Genomic DNA, 25,990 nt, shown 5'->3' on the forward strand with positions numbered 1-25,990 from the left:
CGGCCACCTCCACCAGCGAGCGCACCGGCACGCCGGCCCGGCCGCCGCTCCGGCCGGGAGGGGCGGCGTCCGCGCCGCGAGGCGATGTCGACACCACCGTCCCAGGTGCCCCGGGCGCCGACCTCTCGGAGCTGCCGACCGGCGCCCTGGACCTCCCGGAGGTCGGCTCGGACGGCCTCGCCGAGCTGCCCACCGTCACCCCGGGCGACGCCTCCGGCACCACCGTGGCCACCGAGGCCGAGGAGCGCCGCGGCGCGGTGGCTCCCAGCGCGCTGCTGCTCTTCCTGCTGCTCCTCCTGCTGCTCGCCGCGCCGCTCGGCCCCGCCCGGCGGGTGCGGGCGGGCGACGGACCGTACCGGGGCCGGCGCCGGAAGCCCTGACCGTCCCGGCCTAGACTCGGGCCATGACCCACGTGCGCATCACCGAGACCCTGACGGCGGACGAGGTCGAGGCCGTCACCGCCCTCGCGGCGGCGGCCCGGGATGCGGACGGCGTCGGCCCCCTGTCCGAGCAGACGCTGCTGCGGGTGCGGCACGGAGCGCCCGCGGGCACCGCGCGCTTCCACCTGCTGTACGAGGGGCCCGAGCCGGGGACGGGGAAGCCGGCCGGCTTCGCCTTCGCCGAACGGGCGGCGGATCCGGCCGCGGAACCGGACTCCGCCGAACTCGTCGTGGCTCCCGACCACCGCTACCGCGGCCACGGCGCGCGGCTGCTGCGCTCGCTCACGGAGGACGCCGCGCGCGGACCGCGGGTGTGGGCCCACGGCCGGCTGGCCGGCGCGCAGGCGCTGGCACGGGCGGCGGGGTGGTCGCAGGTACGCGGGCTGTACAAGATGCGGATGGCGCTGCGCGACGCGGCGGGTGCGCCCGTCTCCCTTCCGGAGCCGGTGCTCAGGGGCGGCGCCGGGGACCGGTTGGCGATCCGCCCGTTCGAGGTGGGCCGGGACGAGCCCCTCTGGCTGCGGGTCAACGCCCGCGCGTTCGCGGACCATCCCGAGCAGGGCGCGGTCACGCTCGACGACCTGCGCCAGCGCGAGGCGGAGGACTGGTTCGACCCGGCGGGCTTCTTCGTGGCCGAGGACGCCGCCGGCGGCGCGTTCGCCGGGTTCCACTGGACGAAGGTGCACGCCGATGGAGCGGGCCTCAGCGATTCCGAGCCCGTGGGCGAGGTGTACGTGGTGGGGGTCGATCCGGACTGGCAGGGCGTCGGCCTGGGCCGCGCGCTGACGCTGGTCGGGCTCCGCCACCTGCGGGACCGCGGGCTGCCGTGGGTGCTGCTGTACGTGGACGAGGCGAACCGGGCGGCGGTGCGGCTGTACGAGTCGCTCGGCTTCACCCTCTGGGACGCCGACGTAATGTACGCGCCCCCGGCCTGACCCGCCCACGCCGGCCGCCGCGCGTCCGTCCGGCTCCGGCGGCCGGAAGCGCGCACGCTGCGTGAGCGGACCCGCGTGGGCTGAGATCAATCCTGGTCATGACACCCACATAGCCGACAAATTACGCATATTCGGGCTGGTTCACCTGTTCGCCGCCCGTCATCCGCCCGCTCTTCCCGGACATTCGGTGCGCCGTTCACCGTGCGTTCACTCTCGCTGGGATAGCTGGTCATCTGCCCTCCCTACCTTCACATTCGGCAGGGGACGCTACGGACCTGCCCAAAGGTGTACAGAGTCCAGAGGAAGGACACCAGGGCTGTGAAGCTCTCAAGGTATGGCCAGTTCGCGGGAGTGGCACTTGCCGGCGCCCTGGCGCTTTCCGCCTGCGGCAGCGACCAGGCGGTCGACCCGAGCGAGGGCGGCGCCTCCGCCGCGAGCGACGCGAACTGCGTCGAGGGCGGCGGCACGCTGGCCGGTGCCGGCGCCAGCTCGCAGGAGAACGCCATGAACGGGTGGGTGGCCGCCTACACGGGCGCCTGCGAAGGCACCACGGTGACCTACGACGCCGTCGGCTCCGGTGCGGGCGTTTCGCAGTTCCTCGACGGCGCGGTGGCCTTCGCGGGCTCCGACAGCGCCGTCGCGGACGAGGAGCTGGAGCAGGCGACCGAGCGCTGCAACGGTTCCAACGCCGTCAACCTCCCCGCCTACATCAGCCCGATCGCCGTCATCTTCAACCTTGAGGGCGTCGAGTCGCTGAACCTCCGCCCCGAGGTGATCGCCGGCATCTTCAACGGCGACATCACCACCTGGAACGACGAGGAGATCGCGGCCGACAACCCCGACGTCGAGCTCCCCGACACCGAGATCGTGCCGGTGAACCGCTCCGACGAGTCCGGCACCACCGAGAACTTCACCTCCTACCTCGCCGCGGCTGCCGGCGACGCCTGGCCGCACGAGCCGAGCGGCGACTGGCCGGTCGAGCCCAAGGAGGCCGCGCAGGGCTCCTCGGGCGTCGTCTCCGCCGTGGAGGGCGGCCAGGGGACGATCGGCTACGTCGACGCCTCGCACGCCGGTGAGCTCGGCACCGCGGCGGTCGGCGTGGGCGACGCCTTCGTCGAGTACAGCCCCGAGGCCGCGGCCGCCATCGTCGACACCGCCGAGGCCGTGCCCGGCAACGACGACGACCACGCCATCGAGCTGGACTACGCCACCGAGGACTCCAGCGCCTACCCGATCGTGCTGGTCAGCTACGAGGTCGCCTGCATGAGCTACGAGGACCAGGCCGAGGCCGACCTCGTCAAGAGCTTCCTCGGCTACCTGATCAGCGAGGACGGCCAGCAGGCCGCCGCCGACGAGGCGGGCTCCGCGCCGATCTCGGCCGAGCTGCGCGAGCAGCTCCAGGGCACCATCGACCAGATCTCGGCTGGCGCCTGATTCGCTACCCGGTAGCTCCAGGCAGGGGTAGGACCGCTCCCGACGGGGAGGGTTCTACCCCTAAGGGCGTTTCCGCGGGCCCGCGCCGCCCGCGGCGCGCCGACCCGCGGCCGTCCCGCCGCCGCGGTGGTCGCCGCCCCTCGGGACGGGGGCGGCCCGCCGCCCGCGTCACGGGCTCGGATACGGTACCCGACGGCCCGGCGCACACGGGCCCGAACCGAGCAGAGCACAGAATGTAACCGACCCCGTCACCGGCCGTCGGCGCGACCGCGGACCAGCGCGCTCCGCCCGGGAGCGCAACAGTGAACCATCTCGACCGGAGTCCCACATGACCACCACAGACTCGTCTACGACGGCCCGGATCCCCAGGGGCAAACGTCGGCTAGGCGACGTCGTCTTCGCCAACGGCGCACGCGGATCGGGCGTGCTGATCCTGGCGATCCTGGCGGGTGTCGCGGCCTTCCTCATCGGCCAGTCCTACGACTCGCTGAGCGCGAACACCGCCAACTTCTTCACCACCAGCGAATGGGCCGCCAACGTCCGGGAGGAACCGGCGTTCGGCGTGGCGGCACTGGCCTTCGGCACCATCCTCGCGGCGGCGATCGCGCTGCTGGTCGCCACTCCGGTGGCCATCGGGATCGCGCTGTTCATCGTCTACTACGCGCCGCGCCGCCTGGCCGCGGTGCTCGGCTACGTGGTGGACCTGCTCGCGGCCATCCCCAGCGTCGTGTACGGACTCTGGGGGATCGGCTGGCTGGTGGGCCAGCTCGGACCCTTCTACCTGCTGCTGGAGCGGTACCTGGGCTGGATCCCGCTGTTCGCGGGGCCGGTCTCGACGACCGGCCGCACCATGCTGACCGTCGGCCTGGTGCTCGCGGTCATGATCCTGCCCATCATCACCGCGATGACCCGCGACGTCTTCCAGCAGGTGCCGCAGGCGCACCGCGAGGCCGCGCTGGCCCTGGGCGCGACCCGCTGGGAGATGATCCGGATGGCCGTGCTGCCGTTCGGGCGGCCCGGCATCATCGGCGGCGCCATGCTCGGCCTCGGCCGCGCGCTCGGTGAGACGATGGCGGTCGCCATGATCCTGTCCCCCTCCCTGGTGGTCTCCTGGGCCCTGCTGCAGAGCGGCAACCAGACGATCGCGGCGCACATCGCGCTGCAGTACCCCGAGGCGACCGGCTACGGGGTGTCGGCGCTCATCGCGGCCGGTCTGGTGCTCTTCGCGATCACCCTGGTCGTCAACATGGTCGCGCGGTTCGTCGTCGCGCGCCGCAAGGAGTTCTCGTAAATGGCCACCACCACCGACCCGACCTCCACCGGCGCGGCCGGCGGCGCCCACCTCCGCAACGCCGGGCTGTTCGGCGGGACGCTGCCCCGCTGGGTCCCGCCGGCCCTGCTCGTGGTGCTCGCGGGCGCCGTGGCCGGCGTCCTGCTCGCCGCCGGGGCCTTCAACGCCCCGCTGCTGGCGGTGCTCACCACGGTGGCCTACGCGGTGGCGATCACCGTCGCCTCGGCGATCGTCGAGAACCGCCGCCGGGCCACCGACCGGCTCGTCACCGCGGTCGTCTACACCTGCTTCGCCCTGGCGATGGTGCCGCTGGTCTCGCTGCTGTGGACCGTGCTCGTCAACGGGCTCCAGCGGCTCGACGGCTACTTCCTGTCGGTGTCGATGAACGGGGTCACCCCGAGCATGGACGCCGGCGGCGTCTACCACGCGATCGTCGGGACCATCTCCATCACCGGGTTCGCGGCGCTCATCTCCATCCCGATCGGGCTGATGACCGCCATCTACCTCGTCGAGTACGGCCGGGGACGGCTCAAGCAGGCGATCACCTTCTTCGTCGACGTCATGACGGGCATCCCGTCGATCGTCGCCGGCCTGTTCGTGGTCGCGCTGTGGATGCTGCTGTTCGGCCCCGGCAACACCAACGGCGCCGCCGGCGCGATCTCCCTCTCCGTCCTCATGATCCCGGTCGTGGTCCGCTCTTGCGAGGAGATGCTCCGCCTGGTGCCCAACGAGCTGCGGGAGGCGTCCTACGCGCTGGGCGTGCCCAAGTGGCTCACCATCGTCAAGGTGGTGCTGCCGACCGCGATCGCCGGGATCACCACGGGCGTCATGCTGGCGCTGGCCCGCGTCATCGGCGAGACCGCCCCGCTCATCCTCACGGCGGGCTCCTCGGCCGTGGCCATCAACTGGAACCTGTTCGACGGCCAGATGATGAGCCTGCCGGTGTTCATCTACTCGCAGGTCCGCATGGGCGGCGCCATCAACTACGAGCGCGCCTGGGCCGCGGCACTCACGCTCATCCTCGTCGTGATGCTGCTGTTCCTCCTCGCCCGCCTGGTCTCGCGGTTCTTCGCCCCGAAGCTGGGACGCTGACCACCCCGTCCCCGCTCACCACACGCTTTCCGGAAAACCAGAGGTACCCACCGTGTCCAAACGCATCGACGTCTCCGGACTGCACGTCTACTACGGCGACTTCCTCGCCGTGGAGGACGTGTCGATGACCATCGAGCCCCGGTCGGTGACCGCGTTCATCGGCTCCTCGGGCTGCGGCAAGTCGACCTTCCTGCGCACGCTGAACCGCATGCACGAGGTCACCCCCGGCGCGCGCGTGCAGGGCAAGGTCATGCTCGACGACCAGGACATCTACGCCCCCGAGGTCGATCCCGTGGCGGTCCGCCGCGAGATCGGCATGGTGTTCCAGCGGCCCAACCCGTTCCCGACGATGTCGATCTATGACAACGTGATCGCCGGTGCGCGACTGAACAACCAGCGCATGCCCAAGGCCCGGGCCGACGAGCTCGTGGAGCGCTCGCTGCGCGGCGCGAACCTGTGGGACGAGGTCAAGGACCGGCTGAACCGGCCGGGAGCCGGCCTCTCCGGCGGACAGCAGCAGCGGCTCTGCATCGCGCGGGCCATCGCGGTGGAGCCCGCGGTGCTGCTCATGGACGAGCCCTGCTCGGCGCTGGACCCCATCTCCACGCTGGCGATCGAGGACCTCATCTCCCAGCTCAAGGAGAACTACACGATCGTCATCGTGACCCACAACATGCAGCAGGCGGCCCGCGTCAGCGACGTCACGGCGTTCTTCAACCTGGCCGGCACCGGCAAGCCGGGCAAGCTGATCGAGATGGGCGAGACGAACAAGATCTTCACCAAGCCCGACAAGAAGGAGACCGAGAACTACATCACCGGCCGGTTCGGCTGATCCGCGCGCCCGCCGGCTCCGGGCCGGCGGGCGTGCCCACGACGGGCGGCGCGCTCCGGCGCGCCGCCCGTCCGCCGTCCCGGGCCCTCACGGACCGAGCAGTGCCAGCGCCGGCGGGTACGCCGTGGCGCACAGCAGGTACACCCCCGCGGCCACCGCGGCGCTGCCGGGCACGGTCAGCAGCCAGATGAGCACGATGTCGCCGGCCACCCCCCAGCGCACCGCGGACAGCCGCCGGGTGGCGCCGACGCCGACGATGGCGGCGGTGACCGTGTGGGTGCTGGAGATCGGCACCTGCCAGACGAACGAGGTGGCGTAGGTGATGACCGAGACCGTCGCCTCCGCGGCGAACCCGCGCGCGGGGTCGAGGTGGATGACCCGCCGGCCCAGCGTGCGCATGATGCGCCAGCCGCCGGTGGCGGTGCCCAGCGACATCGCCACGGCGGCCGCGACGACCACCCAGCCCGGCACGTCGTAGCTGCTCTGGTAGCCGGTGGTCACCAGGGCGAGCACGACCACCCCCATGGTCTTCTGCGCGTCCTGCAGGCCGTTGCCGAGCGCCATGGCCGCCGCCGAGACGCTCTGCGCGAGCCGGAACTCCCGCCCCAGCCGGCGCGGAGCGGCGTTGCGGAACGCCCACATGATCGCGAGCATCAGCAGGTAGCCGAGCAGTCCGCCGGCGAGCGGTGACAGCGCCATGGGCAGCACGAAGCTGTGCACGACACCGCCCCAGTCGACCGTGCTCGCCGAGACCAGCGCCGCACCGACCATCCCGCCCACCAGCGCCTGCGAGGCCGAGGCGGGGATGCCGCGGAACCAGGTGAACACGTTCCAGACGATCGCGCCGACCAGCGCGGCGAAGAGCACCAGCAGCCCGTGGGTGCCCGGGAGCGGGGCGATGAGGTTCGCGCCGATGGTGCGGGCCACGCCCTCACCGAGGAAGGCGCCCACCAGGTTCATGACCGCGGCCATGGCGACCGCGACCCGTGGTGCGAGCGCTCGGGTCGTGATGGAGGTCGCGATGGAGTTCGCGGCGTCGTGGAAGCCGTTGGTGTACGCGAACAGCAGCGCCAAGGCGACGACCGTGGCCAGCGCTGCGGTTTCGGGGGGCACTCGACTGGGCTTCCGGTTGGGGGGTCAGGATTCCTTGACCGCGATGCTCTCGACGGTGTTGGCGACGTGTTCGAAGGCGTCCGCGGCGGTCTCCAGCTCCTCGATCACGTCCTTGAGCTTCAGCACGGTGAGCGCGTCGTACTCGCCGCTGAACAGGTGGGCCAGCAGCCGCCGGTAGATCTGGTCGGCCTGGTTCTCCAGCTGGTTGATCTCGATCCAGTAGCTGGTGAGGTCCTTCATGGAGCGCAGCCGCGGCATGGCCTCGGCGGTGAGCTCGGCGGCGCGCTCCAGCACCTCGACCTGGTCGATGATGCCCTTGGGGAGGCGGTCCAGCTGGTAGAGGCCGATGAGGTCCACGGCCGCCTCCATGGAGTCCATGACGTCGTCAAGGCAGGAGGCGAGGCGGTAGATGTCCTCCCGGTCGAAGGGCGTCACGAAGCTCTCGTTGAGGCGCCGCATGATGGCGTGGGTGCGCTCGTCGCCCGCGTGCTCGCAGGCACGCATCTTCTCGGTGATGGCGTCGCGATCGGCGCCCTCGCTGATCAGCTCGACCAGCAGCCGAGAGGCTATGACCAGGTTGTTCGCGGAGTCCGCGAACATCTCGTAGTAGCTGTCATCACGCGGAGTCAGGCGCAGGCGCACATCTCTCTCCCGAAGTGCGGTGGTCGTCCGTGAGGATGCTATTGGCACCAACCGGGTAAACCCGGCAAAACCGACAACGAAGCCGCGCCGCTCCTCCGGGCGCGACCCCACGGCACCCCCGTCGCGTCGAGCAGGGGCGCGTCACTCCTTGTTCACTTGGGATCACGTGGAACGCCTCGACCCCCGGCAAAAGCCAAGGTCGCGGAGCAATCATCCTAACCGCCCCATTCCGCGGGCAACAGTCCGGAGTGGCGGGCCGAACGCCTCCGACCATCCACCTACCGGGCCGGCAGGCACGTGAACAGGACACAAATCACAGTAGAACACACCATTCGCCGCCCCGGTCACCAGACGGAACCACGTCGCCACATCCGCTTTCCCTTCCGGTCGGACGGTGTTCGTCCGCGCCGCCGGATCCGAGCGCCGGGTCGGCCGGACGTTCCCGTTGTTGCGCTGCCCGTTCCGGCGGGCCGCCATCGGAGCCGCGCGCCGATCGTTTCGGGATCGTGACGCGGCGCGCCGAATCGGTCCAGCGGCGGCGCGTGCCGCGCACTGGCCTAATCTCGGGTCCGTGCCCTCGAAACCCACCGCGGCGCAACGCCGGCACGCCGCCCTGCGGTCCGCCCTCGACGACCAGCTCGCCGCGCTCGGCGAGCCCCCCTACGACGGCCCGGACCGCCCGGCCCTGGTCCTGACCGCCTGCGCCGCGGCGGTGCTGCGCGCCGCCGACCGCGGTGCGCGGCCGGAGCGCGCCGCCGTACGCGCGGCCGTGCGGGGCACTCTTGAGGAGCTCGCCCGCCGGGCGCCCGGCCACAGCCTGGAGGTGCGGGTCCCGCCGTTCGGCGCCGTCCAGTGCCTGGAGGGCCCCCGGCACACCCGCGGCACCCCGCCCGGCGTGGTCGAGACGGATCCACTCACCTGGCTGGCGCTCGCGCTCGGGGGACGGTCCTGGGAGGACGCGGTCGCGACTCACGCGGTGGCGGCCAGCGGCGTCCGCGCCGATCTGGGGCGCCTCCTCCCGCTGTGGTGACGGATCCCGGCGGACCCGGTCGAGGCCATGCCCCGCTTGACGCGGTCCCGGTGATCAGCCACTAAGCTGGGAAGCGTGTCGCATCCCGACGGCCGGCTCAGCATGGACATCGATCCACTCGAACGCGGACCGCAGGACGCCTGTGGAGTGTTCGGGGTCTGGGCTCCCGGCGAAGAAGTCAGCAAGCTCACCTATTTCGGTCTCTACGCCCTGCAGCACCGGGGCCAGGAGTCCGCGGGTATCGCTCTCAGCGACGGCGAGCGCATCGTCGTCTACAAGGACATGGGACTGGTCTCCCAGGTCTTCAACGAGGCGACCCTCGACTCGCTCCAGGGGCACCTGGCCATCGGCCACTGCCGCTACTCCACCACCGGGTCGCCGGTGTGGGAGAACGCCCAACCGACCTTCTACTCGTCCCGTGACGGGGGCCTCGCCCTCGGGCACAACGGCAACCTGGTCAACACCCCCGAGCTCGCGGCGATGCTGCCGGCCGACCGGCTGAACGCGACGACCGACACCGAGGTCCTCACCAGCCTGCTCGCCGCCGACCCCGAGCTCAGCGTCGAGGAGGCGGCGGTCCGGCTGCTGCCCGACGTGCGGGGCGCCTTCTCCCTCGTCTTCATGGACGAGCGCACCCTCTACGCCGCCCGCGACCCGCAGGGCATCCGCCCGCTGGTGCTCGGCCGCCTGGAGAGCGGCTGGGTGGTCGCCAGCGAGACCGCCGCCCTGGACATCGTGGGCGCCACCGCGGTGCGCGAGGTGGAGCCGGGCGAGCTCATCACCGTCGACGAGCGCGGCGTGCGGTCCCGCCGGTTCGCGCCGGCCGCTCCCAAGGGCTGCCTCTTCGAGTACGTCTACCTGGCCCGGCCCGACACCACCATCGCGGGGCGCAACGTCAACAGCACCCGTGTGGAGGTCGGCCGCCGGCTCGCCCGCCAGCACCCGGCCGAGGCCGACATCGTCATCCCGGTACCCGAGTCCGGCACGCCGGCCGCGGTCGGCTACGCCGAGGGCAGCGGCATCCCGTTCGCCCAGGGGCTCGTCAAGAACTCCTACGTGGGGCGGACCTTCATCCAGCCCAGCCAGACGCTGCGCCAGCTCGGCATCCGGCTGAAGCTCAACCCGCTGCGCGACGTCATCGCCGGCAAGCGCCTGGTGGTCGTGGACGACTCGATCGTGCGCGGCAACACCCAGCGCGCGCTGGTGCGGATGCTGCGCGAGGCCGGCGCCGCCGAAGTGCACGTGCGCATCTCCAGTCCGCCGGTCATGTGGCCGTGCTACTACGGCATCGACTTCGCCACCAAGGCCGAGCTCATCGCCGGGAACCTCTCCAACGAGGAGATCCGCGCCTCCATCGACGCCGACTCGCTCGGGTTCATCAGCCTGGACGAGCTCGTCGCCGCCACCGAGGTGCCCAAGAACCGGCTCTGCAGAGCCTGCTTCGACGGCGTCTACCCGGTCGAGGTCGACGAGGACTCCCGCGGCAAGTACCTGCTGGAGAAGACCTGCGGCGCGCCGCGCGCCGCGCTGGCCCCGGCGCGCCGCTAGTCCGCTTCCGTTCCCGACACCGCCGGACCCCGCGTCCCGCGGTCCGCCGCCCCGCCCGGCGGGGCGGCACCGAAACCGTTGAGAGGTTCTTTCCGTGGCAGAGGGCGCCAACACGGCTCCGGCCTACGCCGCCGCCGGAGTCGACATCGCCGCCGGCGAGCGCGCGGTCGACCTGATGAAGAAGCACGTGGCGCGTACCCGCCGACCGGAGCTCGTCACCGACGCCAGCGGCTTCGCCGGGCTGTTCCGGCTGGACACCACCAAGTACCGGGCTCCGGTGCTCGCCACCTCGACCGACGGCGTGGGCACCAAGGTGATGCTCGCGCAGGCGCTCGACCGGCACGACACCATCGGAATCGACCTGGTCGGCATGGTCGTGGACGACCTCGTCGTCAGCGGCGCCGAGCCGCTGTTCATGACCGACTACATCGCCTGCGGCTCCGTCGTCCCCGAGCGGGTGGCCGAGATCGTCGGCGGCATCGCCGAGGGCTGCCGGCAGGCCGGCTGCGCGCTCATCGGCGGCGAGACGGCCGAGCACCCGGGCGCCATGCGGCCGGAGGAGTACGACCTGGCCGGCGCCGGCACCGGCATCGTCGAGGCCGACGCGATCCTCGGTCCGGACCGGGTGCGCCCCGGCGACGTCGTCATCGGCATGGCGTCCTCGGGACCGCACTCCAACGGGTACTCGCTGATCCGGCACGTGGTCGACCGCGCCGGCCTGGACCTGCGGGCGCAGGTGCCGGAGCTGGGCGCTCCGCTTGGCGAAGTGCTGCTCACCCCGACCCGGGTGTACGCCAAGGACTGCCTGGCGCTGGCCGCCGCGACGGAGGTGCACGCGTTCTCGCACATCACCGGCGGCGGGCTCGCCGGCAACCTGGCCCGGTCGCTGCCGGCCTCGGTGGACGCCGTGCTGGACCGCTCGACGTGGAGCCCGCCGCCGGTGTTCGGCTTCCTCGCCGAGCACGGGGAGCTGTCCCGCGCCGATCTGGAGGGGACCTTCAACATGGGGGTGGGCATGGCGGCGGTCGTCGCCCCCGACGCGGTCGACGACGCGCTGGCGCTGCTGGCGGAACGCGGACTGCCGGCGTGGACCATGGGATCAGTCACACCCGGGACCGGGCGGGTGCGGCTCGACGGTGACCATGCCTGACCCCGTCGGCCGGCCGGACCGGCGCGGTGGCGCCGCCGCGCCGGACGCTCCCGGCCTCCGGCCCCGCGCCGCGCTGCGGGGGCAGGCCGGTCGGGTGCGGACACAGACGGGCCGGCCCGATCCCATGGTGTGGATCGCACCGGCCGTATCTGCCTGCTGTCCGCGGACCCGGTTAGGCGGATGCCCCGTGCCGCCGACGGCTCAACCCCAGAAACTAGCGAAGACGGTCCGATCGCTCGGAGTCGTCCCCCGTGTCCCCCATGGCGTCGCCGCCCACGTACTTGTCGGCATAGTCCGCATAACGGTCGACCAGGTCGTCGTAAGGGTCTTCGTAGGCGCCGTCCGACGCACCCGCAGGCTCCTCGGACGACACGTTGTCCTCAGCGACACCCAGCTCTGCCCGCAGCCGATCAAGGTCGGTACCACCGGCTCTGTACTTCAACCGCCGGGCGACCCTCTGCTGCTTGGCCTTGGCTCGGCCGCGCCCCATTGGCTCGACCCCCTCAACGATTTGGGTTTTCCCAAACCCCAGATCACTAGCAAAACCGCAATGCCGGGCTGACGGCCGTCACCGCACTGACGACAGGCGCCAGCTTACGTACGGATACAACCGTACCCGGTTTGGAACCAACCTGCCTACGCCGCCCGCTGATAAGCGGACGTGCCGCTTCGGCACGCCCTCGACGGCGCGTCGTCTCAGCCTGACACACCCATATGTCCCGCTCGCCGCCCCTCCGCGTCTCGTCAGCGGTCCCCCGTACGCGCCCGGGAGCGCCGGCGGGTCGCCGAGACCCGCGCCGACAGCCGTCCGGCCCGGATGTCCGATCAGTGAGTGCCACCGGCCACGATATATGCCACGATGCGTTCGTGCTGCCCTACACCGCCTATCTCCGTGTCTACCAGCCCATTGCCGCATTTTCGAGCCGGGACCAGGCCTACTGGCGGGCGTACGCGGACTCCCCCGACCGGCCCAGGCGGGTGGAGGCGGTGGCGGCGGAGCACGCCGAGAGCCTGCGGCGGATCGTCGCCACACCGCCGATCGCCGTTCCCGAGCACGAGAGCGGGGACGCCTACGTGCGCCGGGTGGGCCGGGAGCTCTACGTCTGCCCGTGGCAGACCCGGCTGCGCTCGTGGCTGGCCTTCCGGGAGTTCCGGACCGCGACTCCCGCCCGCGTCAGCGCGGCGTTCGTCCCCGAGGCGGTGGCCCGGTCCGCGGAGCTCGGCTTCGCACGCTGGCAGGAGCGCGGCGAACAGCTCCGCACCCGGATCCTCACCAGCACGTGGACCGTCCCGTTGAGCTGGTTCCTCCCGTTCGCGCCGGCCGAGCGCTGCCTGGTGCTCGACGCGGCCCCCGGGCGGCCGGCGGCGCTCGACGACACCGCGGCACCGCACCACCTCCGCGGCCCGGCGCAGCCGGCCGGCGACCGGCCCGACCGCGTCCCGGCGCCCCGCGAAGCGACGCGCGCGATGCTGTATGTCGCCGACGTGGCCGAGGCCCGCCGACGGCTGGGCCGGGCGGTCTCGGTGCTGCGCGGATCGGTGGGCGAGGGCGTGCTGCTGACCGCGGCCGAGCAGCTGGAGGACTGGCTGTCGGCGGTGGCCCACCCGCGCGGGCTGCTTGAACTCGACTACGGCGGGCTGGTGCACCTCCTCGACGACGCCGGGCTGCGCGCTGACGAGTCCGTCGCCGAGGTCGCGGCGGCGGTCACCGGGCTGGAGAACGGCCAGGAGGAGCTGGCGATGGCGATGTACCACCGGCTGACCCGGCGCTGGCGGGCCGTCCAGGCGCTGGAGCACGCCAACTGAACACACGCGGCCGGCGGGGTCCTGGGCCCGCCGGCCGCGCGGGTCCGCGGGCGGTGCCGGCAGGGCGGCCGCCACCCCCGGCCGGGCACCGCTCTGAGCGGGACGAACGCGAAGGATCGTCACGTTCCGCCCCTCGCCACACCGCACCGAACCTGGAGTACCAGGTTTCTGTTGACGTGATTCTTAATCCCTATCGGGTACACGTGGGATAGCTCAGGACGAGTGACGCACCTTGCATCAACTTTACTGAAACTGGGCATACCACCCGATAACTGCCTACTCAGACCGCTCCCCACTCGTCGCCGAGCGCACGCTGAGTAACCGGAAACCCGTGCCACTGCGCCGATACAGCCGGCGGACGGGAGTTGTCGACCATGGGCCACGTAGCGACCGAGCGCCTCAGCCAGAGGCGCGTAAGGGCTGGTGAATGGGTGCGTGACACCCCTCACCCGACCCCCTTGCCCCCGTTTCGGACCCCCGGCGTCCTAGCACTTTCGGCCCGCCGGATCGAGAAAAACAGGGCCGGAGAACGAAGTTTTGACCGAATACGCCACATGCCACTAAACGTGTCGCTAGAATCACTCAGCGTGACGCGCCGCATTGGTGACTTTGAGATGCCCCATCCAACAAAGTCGCGTTAAGTGGTCGCGTAATCACCTCGGGTGATGCCAATATAGACCTAGAGGGCAATATTGGACATCCGGGCCAAGTGCCAGGATAAGGCTCAGGATCGGTACACAGATCCAGGAGGAGAGGCCGTACACATGTCAACTCGCACGCCCGAGGCGGAGCCCCTGTTGACCCCTGCCGAGGTTGCCACCATGTTCCGCGTGGACCCCAAGACCGTCACGCGCTGGGCGAAGGCGGGCAAGCTGACCTCGATCCGGACGCTGGGTGGCCACCGCCGCTACCGTGAGACCGAAGTTCGTGCACTGCTCGCCGGCATCCCCAACCAGCGCGCGGAGTAGTTCTCCCCAGCTCGTGCCGTAACCGGGGGAGGGGAAGGACAGGGGGGACCGCCTGCCCACCCCGACATGGGCCGGGTCGTCACCGACGGCCCGCCCGGGGTTCGCCCGGCAGAGCCGAAGACAGCGCCTGTGCGGGTGTCCGGAGGGAGAGGGCCGGACAACGACCAGGCGGACAGCAGGACCACGCGGACCGGAGACGTGACCGCCGCGGACGGCGCCGCTTCCCAGCGCCGGCGCCCAGGTCATCCCCACCGGTTCCGTCCGCGGGACCATCCCCCGCGGCGGCCGCGTAGCGGTCCTGACCGATCACCCTGACACGGCCACGGCACCGCCGCGGCGGACCGCCGGCGACGCGCCATCGGAACCCGTTCCCGACCGCGCGTCCGCCGCCGGGGCGTCCGCCGGCCGGAAGCAGAGGGGCGGACCGGGGCACCAGCCCCGGTCCGCCGCCATCGCCCGCAGGAGTCCGTCGGGGGCTCAGGACACCACGTGCCCCTGCACGTACTCGGGCCCTCGGGCCTCCCACTCCATGAAGCGCTCGGTCTCGCTCAGCAGGCTCGCGACGAGCCAGACCGCGACACCGACGTCGTCGGCGAGTCCGAGGATCGGCGCGAAGAACTCGGGCACGAGGTCGATCGGCGAGACGATGTAGAGCGCCGCCAGCACGAACAGCGCGAGCTTGGACGTGGACATCTCCGTGTAGCGCCCGCGCAGCCGCGCACCGAGCAGCCGCGGAACGGCCGCCGCACGCTCCCACAGACCCGGCTTGCCGGGCTTGGTGCTGTCGTGCACCACCTTCCAGGCCGCGGCACCGGCGGCGACACGGTTGGACTTGCGCATTCTCTTCACCTCGGCATGTGTCGGTGGAACGGGGGCCGCGTTTTGAGATATGACGCGTCTCCGCTCCAGGTTGTTCCCGAAGATCGGTGCCGGCATTCCCCTGGATTTCTCACATGCCAGGCTTTCCCGACCTCGGACGCTTCGTCCGTCCCGCTCGGCCCGGTGCCGGGGACTCCGCCCGTGCCGTAGGTTGTGGGGCGGACACGTCCGTCCGCCGGCCGAACCGTTCGGGGAGCCATTCTGATGACGCGCCGCCACCTCGCCGACCGACCGGTACGCCTGCGGGGGGCCGGCCTGCTCGCGATGGCGGCGGCCGCGCTGCTGGCGGCCGGCTGCGCCGGAACCGGCGGCGTTCCCACCACCGACGTCACGGCCACGCTGCCGCTGCCGGCCCCGGACGCACCGGGCGACGAGGCCCACTCGCCCCAGGCCGACGAGGCACCTCCCGCCGGTCCGCTCGCCGGCCTGACAGTGGTCATCGATCCCGGGCACAACGGCGGGAACGCCGACGCGCCCGAGGAGATCAACCGGCAGGTCCCCGCCGGTCCCGGTACCAAGTCCTGCGACACCGTGGGGGCCGAGACGGCCGAGGGCTACCCCGAGCACGAGTTCACCTGGGACCTCTCCCAGCGGGTCCGCGACCGGCTGGAGGCGGAGGGCGCCCGGGTGGTCCTCACCCGCCAGGACGACACGGGCGTGGGGCCCTGCGTGAACGAACGCGCCGAGATCGGCAACGACGCCGGCGCGGACGCCGCCATCTCGCTGCACGCGGACGGCGCACCGGCGGGGTACCGCGGCTTCCACGTCATCGCCCCCGGTGAGGTGGCCGGGTACACCGAGGACATCGTGGAGCCGTCGATGCGGCTCGCGGAGGACGTCCGCGACCGCTTCGCCGAACTCTCCGGCCAGCCGCCGGCCGGCTACGCGGGCGAGGACGGCATCGACGTGCGCACGGACCTGGGCGGGCTGAACATGTCGACCGTGCCCAAGGTGTTCCTGGAGGTCGGCAACATGGGCGACCCGACCGACGCCGGCCACCTCGCCGACGAGGCGTGGCGGGACCGGGCCGCGGCGGGCGTCGCGGCGGGGGTGGCGGACTACCTGCGCCGGGAGTAGCCCGCCCCCGGGCGGCGCCGGGCCGGGGCCCGGGGCGCCGCCCGGGGGGCGGGGCCGCGCTACCAGCGAGCGAGGTGCTCCAGCGGGAACGGCGGGTTGGCCAGCGGCTGGACCGCCATCCGCATCAGCGGCAGCGGGTTGTCGTCGCCGGCCGTCCGGTTTCCGTTGAGCGCGCCGCATCCGGTGCACCGGTGGATGATCGCCCATTCGCCGTCGCCGCGGACGGCGACCGAGATGGGTTCCATACGCGCCCCGCAGTCCGAGGCGCGGTCACCCGGGACCCGGGCGTCGACGTGCCGGCTCCACAAGCAGTTCGGGCAGTGGTTGCGGTGCGCCGTACCCGGGGCGCTCAGGGAGACGTCCAGTCGGCAGTTGAGGCAGCGGAACGATTCCGCGCGCCGGTGGGCGCGGGAACGGGAATCGCGTCGGGACACGTCGTGTGCTCCATGCGTGAGAGGCGGGTGGGTGCGAACGCGTGAGCGTTCCCCGCCGGCTCCGCGGAGGGCGCCGGATCCGTGCCGGTCAGGTGTCCGGCCCCTCGACGAAGACGCGGAGTACGCTCGGAGCCCACCGGGCCATAGGCCACCTCTCTCATTGGGGAACACCGCGCGGGCGCGCGGTCCTGCGGCCAGTCAATCCTGAGCCGCCGCAGGCGGGCAACGGGTTTTCCGGCCGCGCTGCCGCCCGGGGGCGCAGCCGCGCCGTCGGGACCGGACGCCGGTCAGCCCGCGTTCCGGCGGCCCGGGCGGCCGCGCCGCCAGAGCGCCCGGCGGAACCGGCCGCGCCCCTGGCCGTAGGAGACGAGCAGGACGGCGACGGCGCCGCTGAGGACGATCCCGAGGAGTCCGGCCTCGGGACCGAACGTGCCGCCGGACCACGGTTCCGGACCGCTGGTCTCGGTGCGGAACAGCGGGTGGCCGAGGTCGTAGCCTCCGACGGGAGCCCCGAGCACCAGCCCCCCTGTCACACTCCACGCGAAGTCGAGGGCGATCACGAACCACAGGCTGCGGGTCGCGCCGTATCCCACCCCGAGCAGGATGCCGAACTGCAGCGCGACCGCCGCCACCGACCATGCCGTGACATGCGGCAGGAGCGCGTGGGCGGCCCCGAACAGCACGGCGCTCAGCAGCACCGCCGCGGCCGAGCCGAGCAGCCACTCCACGGCGGTGTAGAGGATGCCGCGGAACAGGACCTCCTGCACCACGACACTCACCAGGACGGCGGCCAGGGACAGCGGCCAACTCGTGCGCACCCCGACGAAGTCGACGTCGTACCAGCCGGCTGCCTGGCCGACCAGGACGACGTCGGTGACGAGCACGGTGCCGATGAGGGCGCCCGCCGCGGCGTGCCGGGGAGCGTTGCGCACGCCCCGGCGGAGCCAGCGGGCGCACACCGCCGACGGCGACCCCCGCGTGCCGCGCGCCGAGGCCCCGCCGGCCGCGCCGCGGTGCCGCGGCACGTGTCCCTCCATCCGGCCTCCCCCGACCTCGCCGGCGGCGGAGCGGCCCTGGCCGCCCCGCCGCGTTCAGCGCCGCTGTGTCCGCCGCGCCCCGTCCGCGGCCACCGCCGGGCGGCCGCGACCGGCACCGGCCGAGCGGGTGCGCCGGCGGGCGAGGCGCCGGCAGCACGCCTCGACCGGTCCCTCTCCACGCCGCGCCAGCCACCGGCGGCTCCAGCACACCTGCCCGGCCAGGATGGCGGTGGCGACGGCGGCGGCCGCCCACGGGCTCGCGGCGCCGGGCGGCCCCATGAGCGAGCCGGCCGCCATCAGCACGGGAGTCGCCACCAGGTAGCCGGTCACCGGCGCGCGTCCGAGCGGGCGCAGTGCCCAGACCAGGGCGGGGCCGAGCAGCGGCGCCCGCAGGGCGAGCAGCACCGCGGCGGCCGCGGCCGCTGCCGTGAGCACGCCGGTGACGCTCTGGATCTGCACCTCGTAGAGCCCGCCCGGGGGCAGTCCGTAGCCGAGGATCATGCCGGCCGAGCCGGCGGTCCCCATGAGCAGCACCGTCCACAGGTCGCGCGGATCGCGGGGCGGCCACGCCGGGGGCGGGCAGCGGACAGCCGCCATGCCCAGGAGCAGCGCCCCCGGGACCACCCAGTGCCCGCCGGCCGCCGTCGCGCCGAGCACGGTGCCGAGCACGCCCGCGAGCATGACGATCCAGCCCGGCAGGCACGCGGCGGGGAGCAGCACGCCCGCCGCGATGGCGGCGAGGGGCAGCAGCACGTCACCGGGGTGCAGCACCCGGTGCAGCGCCCCGAGGGCGGCGAGCAGCACCAGGGCGCGCAGGGCCCCCAGCCACACGGCCGCGGGGCGGTCGCCGCGCCGGATCCGGTTGTCCGCCAGGAGCGTGCCGACGGCACCCGCCAGGAACGCGACCAGCGGGAGGACGCGCTGTTGGGCGGCCGTGCCGAACAGGACCGCGGCGTCACCGAGGCTTCCGGAGCCCGGTGCCGCGAGCACCGGACTGGATGCGAGGACCAGGCCGGCGACCGCGAACCCGAGCAGGGTCTCCGCCTCGGGCCCTCGGGCGTCGCACACCCGTGGATCGGGCACGGCGGCCCGCCGACTCACCGTGTGGGTCATCGGGCCGCTCCTCCAGGCTCCGGCGCCGCCCGGATCGGGCGGACGGTGTCGCCTTCTAGGAACGCGCACCGGAGGGGGCGGGGCAACGGCCGGGAGGGCGGTGTGCGGTCAACAGTTGCGAAAGAACCGACAAAGCGCCGAAGCGGGCGGTGACCGGAGTGCGGGGCAGGCGTCCGGTGCACCGGGCCGGGGTGCGGGGGCCGAGCCGGACGGCGACGCGGCCGTCGGTCCGGTCGTGCCGAGAGCCCCGGGGCGGTCGGACGAGTTCCCGGAGACCGCCGGCGTTCTGATGGCGTTCGCCGCCGGGACCACCGCGCGGCGGGGCCTGTTACGCGAGGAGCCGACCGAGTCGCGGGGGGGTGGCCGGGCCGCAGGCTGCTTGCCGCTGGCGAGCGGGCGGTCCGCGCTCGGTGCGTGGCGCGGGGCGTCCGCCGTCACCGCCGGTCCGGGCGCGCTCCCCCGGACCGGGCATGCCGACGCCGGCACGCAGCCGCGGTGTCCGTGCGGGCCGGTGTCCCGGGCACCGGCCACCCGGCCCGGCCGGGCAGCCGCGGTCCGCGGGGCCTGTTCCATGAGGGTGACCGCGTCGTTGGCCCGGCCTTGGGGGCGGGTGAGCGCGGCGCTTCGCTCCCTACCGGGCGCGCAGGGCCGGGTGACCGCCGCCGGCGGCAGGGGCCGGGCCGTCCCCGGCCGTACCGGCCGCCGCCTGCCGCGGGCCGTGGGGCTCCGCCTCGGACGCCGCGTCAGAGCTTCGGCCGGTGTTCCCCGCGGCGCGGGCCGCCGCCGTGAGAACGGCGGCACCGCCCCGCTACCAGGCGTGCACGGCGCTGCGCGCTGCCGGACCGCCCGGCCCGGCCGGAGGGGCGGTCCGCGATCAGCCGGTCCCGGTGGGCGCCGGGTCGGGGCGCAGGCTCGCGAGCAGCAGGTCAGCGTAGTAGCCCCCGATCGCGGCGCCTGAGAGCGCGCCGTCCGGCCGGTACCACATGCCGAGGTGGTGCACGGAGCCGAAGAAGTGGTTGACCACCAGGTCCGCGGGCACGTCGGCGCGGAAGACGCCCTGCCGCTGGCCGGTCCGGATCATCTCGCGGAACCGCTCGTGGTACCGGCGGCGCTCCTTGCGGACCGCTCCGCGCCGCTCCTCCGAGAGCATGTGCAGCGATCGGAAGAAGATCACCGTGTCGTCGAGGTTGTCCACCGTGGTGAGGACGACGTCGGCCGCTGCGGCGTGCAGCCGCTCCGCGAGCGGGCCGTCCGCCTCGGCGAACTCCTCCAGGCGGCGGGTCTGCATCGCGAGGACCCGCTGGTAGACGGCGAAGAGCAGGTCCTCCTTGGACGAGAAGTAGTGGTACATCGCGCCCTTGGTCACGCCGGCCGCGTCCACGAGTTCTTGGACGGACGTGCGCTCGAACCCGTGCTGGGCGAACAGCCGGGTGGCCGCGGAGAGCAGGCGTTCCGGCACCGGGAGGGAAGCGGGGTCCGGCGGAGAGGCCGACCGTCGGTCCGTCGCGTCAGCCATGGTCCGTTCCCCCGCCCGGTGTTCGTCGGTTTCGGCTCCGAGCGCGGTGCCGGCTCGTTCCGGGGTCCCCCGGCCCGCGCACATCCCCCCACAGTAGTGGACGGCACATACCGCCTGGTCGGTGGGAGGACGTGGCCTGCGACACTGGCAAGCCATGCGGCGGCTGCCCGCGCCGCGGTCGGCGCGCGCCGCGGGGGAACCGTCGCCGGTCGGGTGTCGGCGGGCCCGAGGACGGGCATCCGACGCACCCGAGCACCGCGGCGGGGGACCGGCCGGACCCGCCACCGGCCGCGGCGGAGCGGCTTATGACGCCGACCAGCGCGGTGCGGTCGGCCGCGCAGGGCGGCGACGTGCGCGGTGCAGGCGGCCCCGACGCCTCGCAGCGATCACCCGTCCGGCGTCGCCAACCGATTCCGCCGCCCCGGTGGCCGCCACGGCCAGCCGCAGGGCGCACGGTCCGTAGCTCCCGGGACAGCGGCACGGGCGTCGGCCCCGCCCCCTGGGCGGGGGCTGCCGTTGGCGCGGGCACGGCGGGCCCGCAGCGTTCGGGCGTGTCCGGCAATTCGCCGAGCCAGCGCACGAGGCCGGTCAGCAGCACAGCGGACCGCAGCGATGGGCAAGCCTGTCGCAACGGGGCGCGATCGCACGGAGCTGCTTGAGCCGAGCAGAGCACGGCCCAGTCAGAAGTCAGCCCGCCCCGCGACCGACCCGGCTCCTCCTGACCGACTCTCCGGGTTCGGTGAATCAACCGGTCTGATCGTCGCTCCGCGCGCGACACGCCGCGCGGGGGATGCCCCGGCGAGTTTCGCCGCGTCCGCACTGGTCATGGCGGCGCCAGCGGAACCGTATCGGCGACATGCCGAACGGGAGCCGCGACGCGGCCTAGGCTGAGCTTCGCGGTCGGAGGCCGGAGACTCACTGGTCATCGAACATGTGTTCGACTAGAATCGCGCCTCGTGAGTCTCTACAACGAACGGATCGACGTCAGGTCGACCACCGGCGGCCACCCTGCGCTCTTCGCCTGGCGCGGCCACATGTACCGCGTCCGCCGGATCATCGGTACCTGGGACAGCGCCCCGCACACCCCCGACATCGGCGTCCGCAACGGCACCGACGTCCGCCTGGTCCGGGTTGCGGCGGAGTCCGACCACGGCGAGGCCAACATCGCGGACATCAGCCTCGACACGTCCACCAACCGCTGGACGATGCGCCGCCTCTGGAGCTGACCGCCTCGCGGTTCCGGTCGGCCCGGCCGCGGTCGCCGGGCCGACCCGCACCGCGAAGCCGGTCCGGGCCCCGCGCCCCGGCACGTTCCCACCGCACGGCGGCGCTACGCCCGGCCCGACCGGAGGCGGCAGGGGGGCGGCACGGGCCCGCGGATGGTGCACGCGGTCTCCGTCACCACGGGCGGGGTCATCGCCCCGGGCACGGCCTTCGGTCCGGGCGGCTTCCCCGCTCGTCACTGGTAGCCGGCCCCCGCCGCGGCGGCTCCGGACCCACGAGCTCCGGCACGCCGGAGCGCCCGCGATGAATCCGGCAGCGCACGCGTCAGCTGGCGACCTGGTCTTCCGCGGCCTCCGACCCGCTGTCGCCCGGCTCGCCCTCGCTCTCGGGCTCCTCCGCGCCAGCGTCCTCGCCCACGCACGCGTTCGTCGGGGTGTCGCCCACGTCGCTGAAGCCGAAGGCCACGGCCTCCCACTCGCCCGAGTCGTTCACCTCGTACATGGCGTTGGCGGTCGCGATGCTGGAAGCCGGGGAGTTCGGCAGCTCGGAGACGTCACCGGTCTCCAGGTCCTTCATCTTCAGGTACTGCTGGTCTACGCAGAAGTCGATCTGCACCAGCTCCGCGGAGTAGGCACCGACCAGGCCGTCGTAGAGCCGGATGGAGCCGGCCGGAGCCGCCCCGGCCGCCGCCCAGTCGTCGAGCAGCTGGTTGAGCGGCTCCACCGACGGACTGTCCGCCTGCAACCAGGTGTCGATGAACCCGCGGTCCGCACCGCCGCCGTGCGCCGACTGGTACAGCGCCGCGTAGGTCTGGAAGAAGGCGTCGGTGGCCTCCTGCTGGGGCGCCCCCGCCGGCTGGTCCAGCTCGATGATCACCTCGACGTCCTCGGGGAAGCCGTCCTCCCAGCCGCCGGCACCGGGCGTCGGTTCGGCGCTGGCGGCCGTGTCGGCCTCTTCGCCGTCCGCTCCGGACGACGCGCACCCGGCGGTCAGCGCCAGGCAGGATCCGACCGCCGCCATGGCGAGCAGAGGCCCCCGTGTTCTCATGTTCGCAACGCTTCCTTCCTCGCCACGGCGTACCCCGTGGGCTGACCCGGCCCGGCGCCCCCTCCTGGCGCGCCGAGCGGGATCCACCCTGACCGCCGCAAACGCAGGGTCGCAAGGCGCGCAGCGTGTGGGAAAACCGACGGAACGTGACCGGCGCGGACCACATCTAACGGGTATTTGCGCGGCGCCAGAATCCGATGGCCGAGCGGTACTCAGGGCAGCGCCCGGCAGACTGGACCACCATGACCGCGAATCCGGCGACGCCACGCTACAAGGCACTGGTCGACGTGCACACCCTGCTGGTCCGGGACGGCCGCCTGCTCCTGCTGCGCCGGGCGAACACCGGGTACGCCGACGGCAGCTGGCAGCCGCCCGCCGGCCACCTGGAGGCGGGCGAGAGCGTCCTCGCGGCGGCCGCGCGGGAGGTACGCGAGGAGGTCGGCGTGCGGGTCGATCCCGCTGAGCTGAGGTTCGGCCACGTGTGCCACCACCGCAGCGAGGAGGGCCGGATCGGGTTCTTCTTCGTCGCGCGGACGTGGGACGGCGAGCCGTACAACGCGGAGCCGCACAAGCACGACGCCGTCGCCTGGTTCCCGCTGGCCGCCCTCCCCTCCGACACCGTGGCCTACTGCGCGGCCGGTGTCGCGGACTCGCTGGCCGGCGTGCGGTTCGGCCTGCACGGCTGGCCGGACGGCCGCTGACCCGCCCGCGCCCCGGAGGCACGGCGGAGTCGTTCTACGATGTCAGGCGATGCGCATACTCGTGGTCGAAGACGACGACCGGGTCGCACGGGGGCTGGTCACCGCGTTGCGCAACGCCGCCTACGACGTCACCCGGGTGTCCACCGCCGCGGCGGCGCTGCGCGCGCCGGCGGCGGACGTCGTGCTGCTCGACCTCGGGCTCCCGGACGCCGACGGCATCGACCTGCTCCGCCGGCTGCGCGAGCGCCCCGAGACCGCCATCATCGCCGTCACGGCACGGGCCGAGGAGCGCGAACGCGTCCGCGGGCTGCGGTCGGGCGCCGACGACTACGTCGTGAAGCCGTTCGGGATCGCGGAGCTGCTGGCCCGCATCGATGCCGTACTGCGCCGGACACGGGCCGCGCGCTCAGCGGCGGACCGGCCGGAGCCTCCGCTCACCGTCGGCCCGCTGTCGGTGGACGTCCGCGCGCGCCAGGCGGTGCTGGCTGCCGCTCCGCTGTCACTGACCCGCAAGGAGTTCGACCTGCTCGCGCTGCTGGCCGCACGCGCCCCCACGGTGGTCAGCCGCGAGGTGATCCTGGACCAGGTGTGGGGGGCCGCCTGGGAGTCGTCGTCGCGCACGCTCGACACCCACATCGCGGCGCTGCGCGGCAAGCTGGGCGACCAGGTGCGCATCCAGACCGCTCGCGGCGTCGGCTACCGGCTGACCGCCGGGGCGGGTTCGGGCTGAGCCGTGCTGCGCCGGCTGCTCGTGGTGCTGCTACCGCTCGCCTTCCTCGTGGTGGGCGCACTCGGCGTGCCGCTGGCGACGCTGGTCGCCCAGCAGCGGACCGAGGAGGCCTACGTCGACCGGCTGAACGACGTCGGCCGGTTCGCCTCGCTCGCCGACTCGGCGCTCGGTTCCGGCCGCACCGAGGCGCTGCGGATGGAGCTGGAGCGCTACGAGGACCTGTACGGGATCCCGGTCGCGCTGCTCGACCCCTCAAGCGAGGTGGTGATCAGCTCCAGTTCGGGCGGCCGGGTCACCGAGGCGCTGGCCGAGCCGGGGACGCGCTCGGTGCTCGGCGAGGCGCTCGCGGGCTACCGCCCGGAACCACCGACCGCCGTGTGGCCGTGGGACGACCGCCCGCTGATCCTCGCCGAGCCGGTGGGGCGCGACAGCGAGGTGGTGGGCGCTGTGGTCCTGGTCTCGCCCACGAACGAGCTCCGGTCGGCGATCCTGCGGGACTGGGGTGCGCTGGCACTGCTGGAACTGGTGCCGCTGACCGGGCTCGCCCTGGTCGCCTGGCCGGTGTCGCGCTGGGTGCTGCGCCCGGTGCGCATGCTCGACGAGGCCACGGCCGCCATCGCCGAGGGCGACCTCACCGTCCGCGCGGACTCCGCCGGCGGCCCGCCGGAGCTGCGGCGGCTGGCGGCGTCGTTCAACGCGATGGTGGACGTGGTGGAACGGGCCCTGCACCGGCAGCGCGCGTTCGTGTCGGACGCCTCGCACCAGCTGCGCAACCCGCTGGCGAGCCTGCGCCTGGCCGTGGAGAACCTGTCCCCCTACCTCACCGAGCCAGACGCGCGGGCCGCCTACGACGACGCGGTGGAGGAGGCGAAGGCGATGAACCGAATGCTCAACGCCCTCCTCGCCGCCACCCGGTTGGAGAGCTTCAGCAAGGCCGAGCCGGTGGACCTGGACCTGGTGCTGGACACCCGCCTGGAACGATGGCGGGCGCTCGCCGCCGAACGCGGCATCACCCTGAAGACGCACATCCCGGCGGGCCTGCGCCTGCTGGAACCACCAGGCGGACTGGGCAGCATCCTCGACGAGCTGATGAGCAACGCCACCCGCCTCTCCGCCGGCGAACGCATCGTCCTCCGCGCCCGCCCGGCGGACCCGGCCGGCGGCATGGTGGAGGTCCACGTCAGCGACGACGGGGTGGGCTTGGACCCGGAGGAACGGCAGAACGCGCTCCGGCGCTTCTGGCGGGCGCCGAAGCACCAGAACGTGGTGGGCACGGGCTTGGGACTGGCGATCTGCGCGGAGCTGGTACAGGCCGCCGGCGGGGAACTGGCGTTGCAGCCGGGGCTGCCGCAGCCGCATGGCGACGGGTACGGGCTCGATGTCACGGTTCGGCTGCCGGCGGCGCCGGTGGTAGTGGAATCCGAGTGATCGAAGTGCGGGGTCGGCCGATGGCGAGCTAGGACTGCTGTTCGTCGATCCTGTCGAGTTCTTCCATGTTCATCGGCGCCAGTGGTTTATCCGTCAGGTGATCATCGCGCTTCCCCCGTCGAATACCAAGGAATCCCACTTCAATAAAGCCCGTACCGTCCAACCTGAAAGCATTTCCCCGTTCGTACATCAACAGAAGAGGCTCGAACGGGTGCGAGAGGTTCGGGAGCCGCTCCCCGGCGTCGCGCAGAGCCTCGAAGTGCAACGCCCAGGCACATGTCCATATCGACGTCTGAGATACATGGTAAGGAATACTCTCCTCTACCGCGTCCACAAGGCTTTGATCGGCGCGAATATCGGGGTTCACACACGCGGCAATGTCAACGAACGGCCAAGGTATGTCCAGAGTCTTCGACCAGCGAGCCGAGCGCCGCAGGTATTCAGACATCAGGTCAGCCTGAGATTTCCTCTTTGTACGCGGATTCGGCCAAGCGAACGAGATGATCCTATCCGCAAGTTCTTG

Annotated in this window: 25 protein-coding genes and 1 pseudogene; 16 read left to right on the plus strand and 10 right to left on the minus strand. The window is 72.8% G+C overall.

Going from position 1 to position 25,990, the window contains the following annotated elements:
* The 6 genes and pseudogenes from DEF28_RS27395 to pstB all read left to right on the plus strand — a co-directional run.
* Positions 1 to 380, plus strand: a pseudogene (locus tag DEF28_RS27395) (hypothetical protein); the annotation flags it as partial.
* Positions 381 to 403: 23 nt separating this feature from the next.
* Positions 404 to 1,375: a mycothiol synthase gene (gene mshD / locus DEF28_RS01800; RefSeq protein ID WP_114399395.1), complete on the plus strand. Its 972-nt coding sequence runs from the start codon at positions 404 to 406 to the stop codon at positions 1,373 to 1,375.
* A 318-nt stretch (positions 1,376 to 1,693) separates the two neighbouring features.
* On the plus strand, positions 1,694 to 2,809 hold the full coding sequence (gene pstS / locus DEF28_RS01805; protein ID WP_114399396.1) for a phosphate ABC transporter substrate-binding protein PstS: 1,116 nt from the start codon (positions 1,694 to 1,696) through the stop codon (positions 2,807 to 2,809).
* Between the two features lie 328 nt (positions 2,810 to 3,137).
* Positions 3,138 to 4,100 carry a phosphate ABC transporter permease subunit PstC gene (gene pstC, locus DEF28_RS01810; RefSeq protein ID WP_114399397.1) on the plus strand — a complete coding sequence of 321 codons (963 nt, stop codon included), beginning with the start codon at positions 3,138 to 3,140 and terminating at the stop codon, positions 4,098 to 4,100.
* The gene (gene pstA, locus DEF28_RS01815) at positions 4,101 to 5,192 is read left to right on the plus strand and encodes a phosphate ABC transporter permease PstA (protein ID WP_114399398.1); all 1,092 of its coding nucleotides are present in this window, start codon (positions 4,101 to 4,103) and stop codon (positions 5,190 to 5,192) included.
* 52 nt (positions 5,193 to 5,244) lie between these two features.
* Positions 5,245 to 6,024 carry a phosphate ABC transporter ATP-binding protein PstB gene (gene pstB, locus DEF28_RS01820; RefSeq protein WP_114399399.1) on the plus strand — a complete coding sequence of 260 codons (780 nt, stop codon included), beginning with the start codon at positions 5,245 to 5,247 and terminating at the stop codon, positions 6,022 to 6,024.
* Between the two features lie 87 nt (positions 6,025 to 6,111).
* Here the strand turns inward: pstB and DEF28_RS01825 are convergent, their stop codons facing one another.
* Positions 6,112 to 7,137 (minus strand): inorganic phosphate transporter, encoded by a 1,026-nt coding sequence (locus tag DEF28_RS01825; RefSeq protein WP_114399400.1) that lies wholly within the window; start codon positions 7,135 to 7,137, stop codon positions 6,112 to 6,114.
* Positions 7,138 to 7,161: 24 nt separating this feature from the next.
* Positions 7,162 to 7,779, minus strand: coding sequence for a DUF47 domain-containing protein (locus DEF28_RS01830; protein WP_114399401.1), 618 nt, complete (start codon positions 7,777 to 7,779; stop codon positions 7,162 to 7,164).
* Between the two features lie 571 nt (positions 7,780 to 8,350).
* Between DEF28_RS01830 and DEF28_RS01835 the strand changes: the two genes are divergently transcribed.
* The 3 genes from DEF28_RS01835 to purM all read left to right on the plus strand — a co-directional run bounded on the left by DEF28_RS01835 (position 8,351) and on the right by purM (position 11,507).
* Positions 8,351 to 8,809 (plus strand): sterol carrier family protein, encoded by a 459-nt coding sequence (locus tag DEF28_RS01835; protein WP_114399402.1) that lies wholly within the window; start codon positions 8,351 to 8,353, stop codon positions 8,807 to 8,809.
* A 102-nt stretch (positions 8,810 to 8,911) separates the two neighbouring features.
* Positions 8,912 to 10,357, plus strand: coding sequence for an amidophosphoribosyltransferase (purF, locus tag DEF28_RS01840; protein WP_220270030.1), 1,446 nt, complete (start codon positions 8,912 to 8,914; stop codon positions 10,355 to 10,357).
* Positions 10,358 to 10,451: 94 nt separating this feature from the next.
* Positions 10,452 to 11,507 carry a phosphoribosylformylglycinamidine cyclo-ligase gene (gene purM, locus DEF28_RS01845; RefSeq protein WP_114399404.1) on the plus strand — a complete coding sequence of 352 codons (1,056 nt, stop codon included), beginning with the start codon at positions 10,452 to 10,454 and terminating at the stop codon, positions 11,505 to 11,507.
* A gap of 214 nt (positions 11,508 to 11,721) precedes the next feature.
* On the opposite strand, the gene DEF28_RS01850 is transcribed toward purM, so the two are convergent.
* A complete protein-coding gene (locus tag DEF28_RS01850) occupies positions 11,722 to 11,997 on the minus strand; it encodes a DUF3073 domain-containing protein (protein WP_114399405.1) in 276 nt (91 codons plus the stop codon).
* A gap of 377 nt (positions 11,998 to 12,374) precedes the next feature.
* On the opposite strand from DEF28_RS01850, the gene DEF28_RS01855 reads away from it, so the two are divergent.
* Positions 12,375 to 13,313 (plus strand): hypothetical protein, encoded by a 939-nt coding sequence (locus DEF28_RS01855; RefSeq protein ID WP_114399406.1) that lies wholly within the window; start codon positions 12,375 to 12,377, stop codon positions 13,311 to 13,313.
* A gap of 764 nt (positions 13,314 to 14,077) precedes the next feature.
* Positions 14,078 to 14,281: a developmental transcriptional regulator BldC gene (gene bldC, locus DEF28_RS01860; RefSeq protein WP_067965399.1), complete on the plus strand. Its 204-nt coding sequence runs from the start codon at positions 14,078 to 14,080 to the stop codon at positions 14,279 to 14,281.
* Between the two features lie 477 nt (positions 14,282 to 14,758).
* Here the strand turns inward: bldC and DEF28_RS01865 are convergent, their stop codons facing one another.
* On the minus strand, positions 14,759 to 15,121 hold the full coding sequence (locus tag DEF28_RS01865; RefSeq protein WP_114399407.1) for a YkvA family protein: 363 nt from the start codon (positions 15,119 to 15,121) through the stop codon (positions 14,759 to 14,761).
* Positions 15,122 to 15,364: 243 nt separating this feature from the next.
* Between DEF28_RS01865 and DEF28_RS01870 the strand changes: the two genes are divergently transcribed.
* A complete protein-coding gene (locus DEF28_RS01870) occupies positions 15,365 to 16,237 on the plus strand; it encodes an N-acetylmuramoyl-L-alanine amidase (protein ID WP_181874381.1) in 873 nt (290 codons plus the stop codon).
* Positions 16,238 to 16,296: 59 nt separating this feature from the next.
* Here DEF28_RS01870 and DEF28_RS01875 read toward each other — a convergent pair whose 3' ends face one another.
* The 4 genes from DEF28_RS01875 to DEF28_RS01890 all read right to left on the minus strand — a co-directional run bounded on the left by DEF28_RS01875 (position 16,297) and on the right by DEF28_RS01890 (position 20,337).
* A complete protein-coding gene (locus tag DEF28_RS01875; protein ID WP_114400951.1) occupies positions 16,297 to 16,671 on the minus strand; it encodes an RNHCP domain-containing protein in 375 nt (124 codons plus the stop codon).
* A 287-nt stretch (positions 16,672 to 16,958) separates the two neighbouring features.
* Positions 16,959 to 17,708, minus strand: a complete 750-nt coding sequence (locus DEF28_RS01880; protein ID WP_114397725.1) for a CPBP family intramembrane glutamic endopeptidase — start codon at positions 17,706 to 17,708, stop codon at positions 16,959 to 16,961.
* Between the two features lie 54 nt (positions 17,709 to 17,762).
* On the minus strand, positions 17,763 to 18,821 hold the full coding sequence (locus DEF28_RS01885) for a DUF418 domain-containing protein (RefSeq protein ID WP_114397724.1): 1,059 nt from the start codon (positions 18,819 to 18,821) through the stop codon (positions 17,763 to 17,765).
* Between the two features lie 874 nt (positions 18,822 to 19,695).
* Positions 19,696 to 20,337, minus strand: a complete 642-nt coding sequence (locus tag DEF28_RS01890) for a TetR/AcrR family transcriptional regulator (protein ID WP_114397723.1) — start codon at positions 20,335 to 20,337, stop codon at positions 19,696 to 19,698.
* Positions 20,338 to 21,293: 956 nt separating this feature from the next.
* On the opposite strand from DEF28_RS01890, the gene DEF28_RS01895 reads away from it, so the two are divergent.
* Positions 21,294 to 21,563, plus strand: coding sequence for a DUF6504 family protein (locus DEF28_RS01895; RefSeq protein WP_114397722.1), 270 nt, complete (start codon positions 21,294 to 21,296; stop codon positions 21,561 to 21,563).
* A 322-nt stretch (positions 21,564 to 21,885) separates the two neighbouring features.
* Here the strand turns inward: DEF28_RS01895 and DEF28_RS01900 are convergent, their stop codons facing one another.
* Positions 21,886 to 22,608: a hypothetical protein gene (locus DEF28_RS01900; protein WP_147280112.1), complete on the minus strand. Its 723-nt coding sequence runs from the start codon at positions 22,606 to 22,608 to the stop codon at positions 21,886 to 21,888.
* A gap of 242 nt (positions 22,609 to 22,850) precedes the next feature.
* On the opposite strand from DEF28_RS01900, the gene DEF28_RS01905 reads away from it, so the two are divergent.
* The 3 genes from DEF28_RS01905 to DEF28_RS01915 are packed head-to-tail and all read left to right on the plus strand — an operon-like array spanning position 22,851 to position 25,467.
* The gene (locus DEF28_RS01905) at positions 22,851 to 23,309 is read left to right on the plus strand and encodes an NUDIX hydrolase (RefSeq protein WP_114397720.1); all 459 of its coding nucleotides are present in this window, start codon (positions 22,851 to 22,853) and stop codon (positions 23,307 to 23,309) included.
* 49 nt (positions 23,310 to 23,358) lie between these two features.
* A complete protein-coding gene (locus DEF28_RS01910; RefSeq protein ID WP_114397719.1) occupies positions 23,359 to 24,039 on the plus strand; it encodes a response regulator transcription factor in 681 nt (226 codons plus the stop codon).
* A 3-nt stretch (positions 24,040 to 24,042) separates the two neighbouring features.
* Positions 24,043 to 25,467: a HAMP domain-containing sensor histidine kinase gene (locus DEF28_RS01915; protein ID WP_114397718.1), complete on the plus strand. Its 1,425-nt coding sequence runs from the start codon at positions 24,043 to 24,045 to the stop codon at positions 25,465 to 25,467.
* Positions 25,468 to 25,495: 28 nt separating this feature from the next.
* Here DEF28_RS01915 and DEF28_RS27200 read toward each other — a convergent pair whose 3' ends face one another.
* Positions 25,496 to 25,915, minus strand: a complete 420-nt coding sequence (locus DEF28_RS27200; protein ID WP_147280111.1) for a hypothetical protein — start codon at positions 25,913 to 25,915, stop codon at positions 25,496 to 25,498.
* Positions 25,916 to 25,990 lie beyond the last annotated feature (75 nt).

This window comes from Marinitenerispora sediminis (genome assembly GCF_003336425.1).
GTDB lineage: Bacteria > Actinomycetota > Actinomycetes > Streptosporangiales > Streptosporangiaceae > Marinitenerispora > Marinitenerispora sediminis.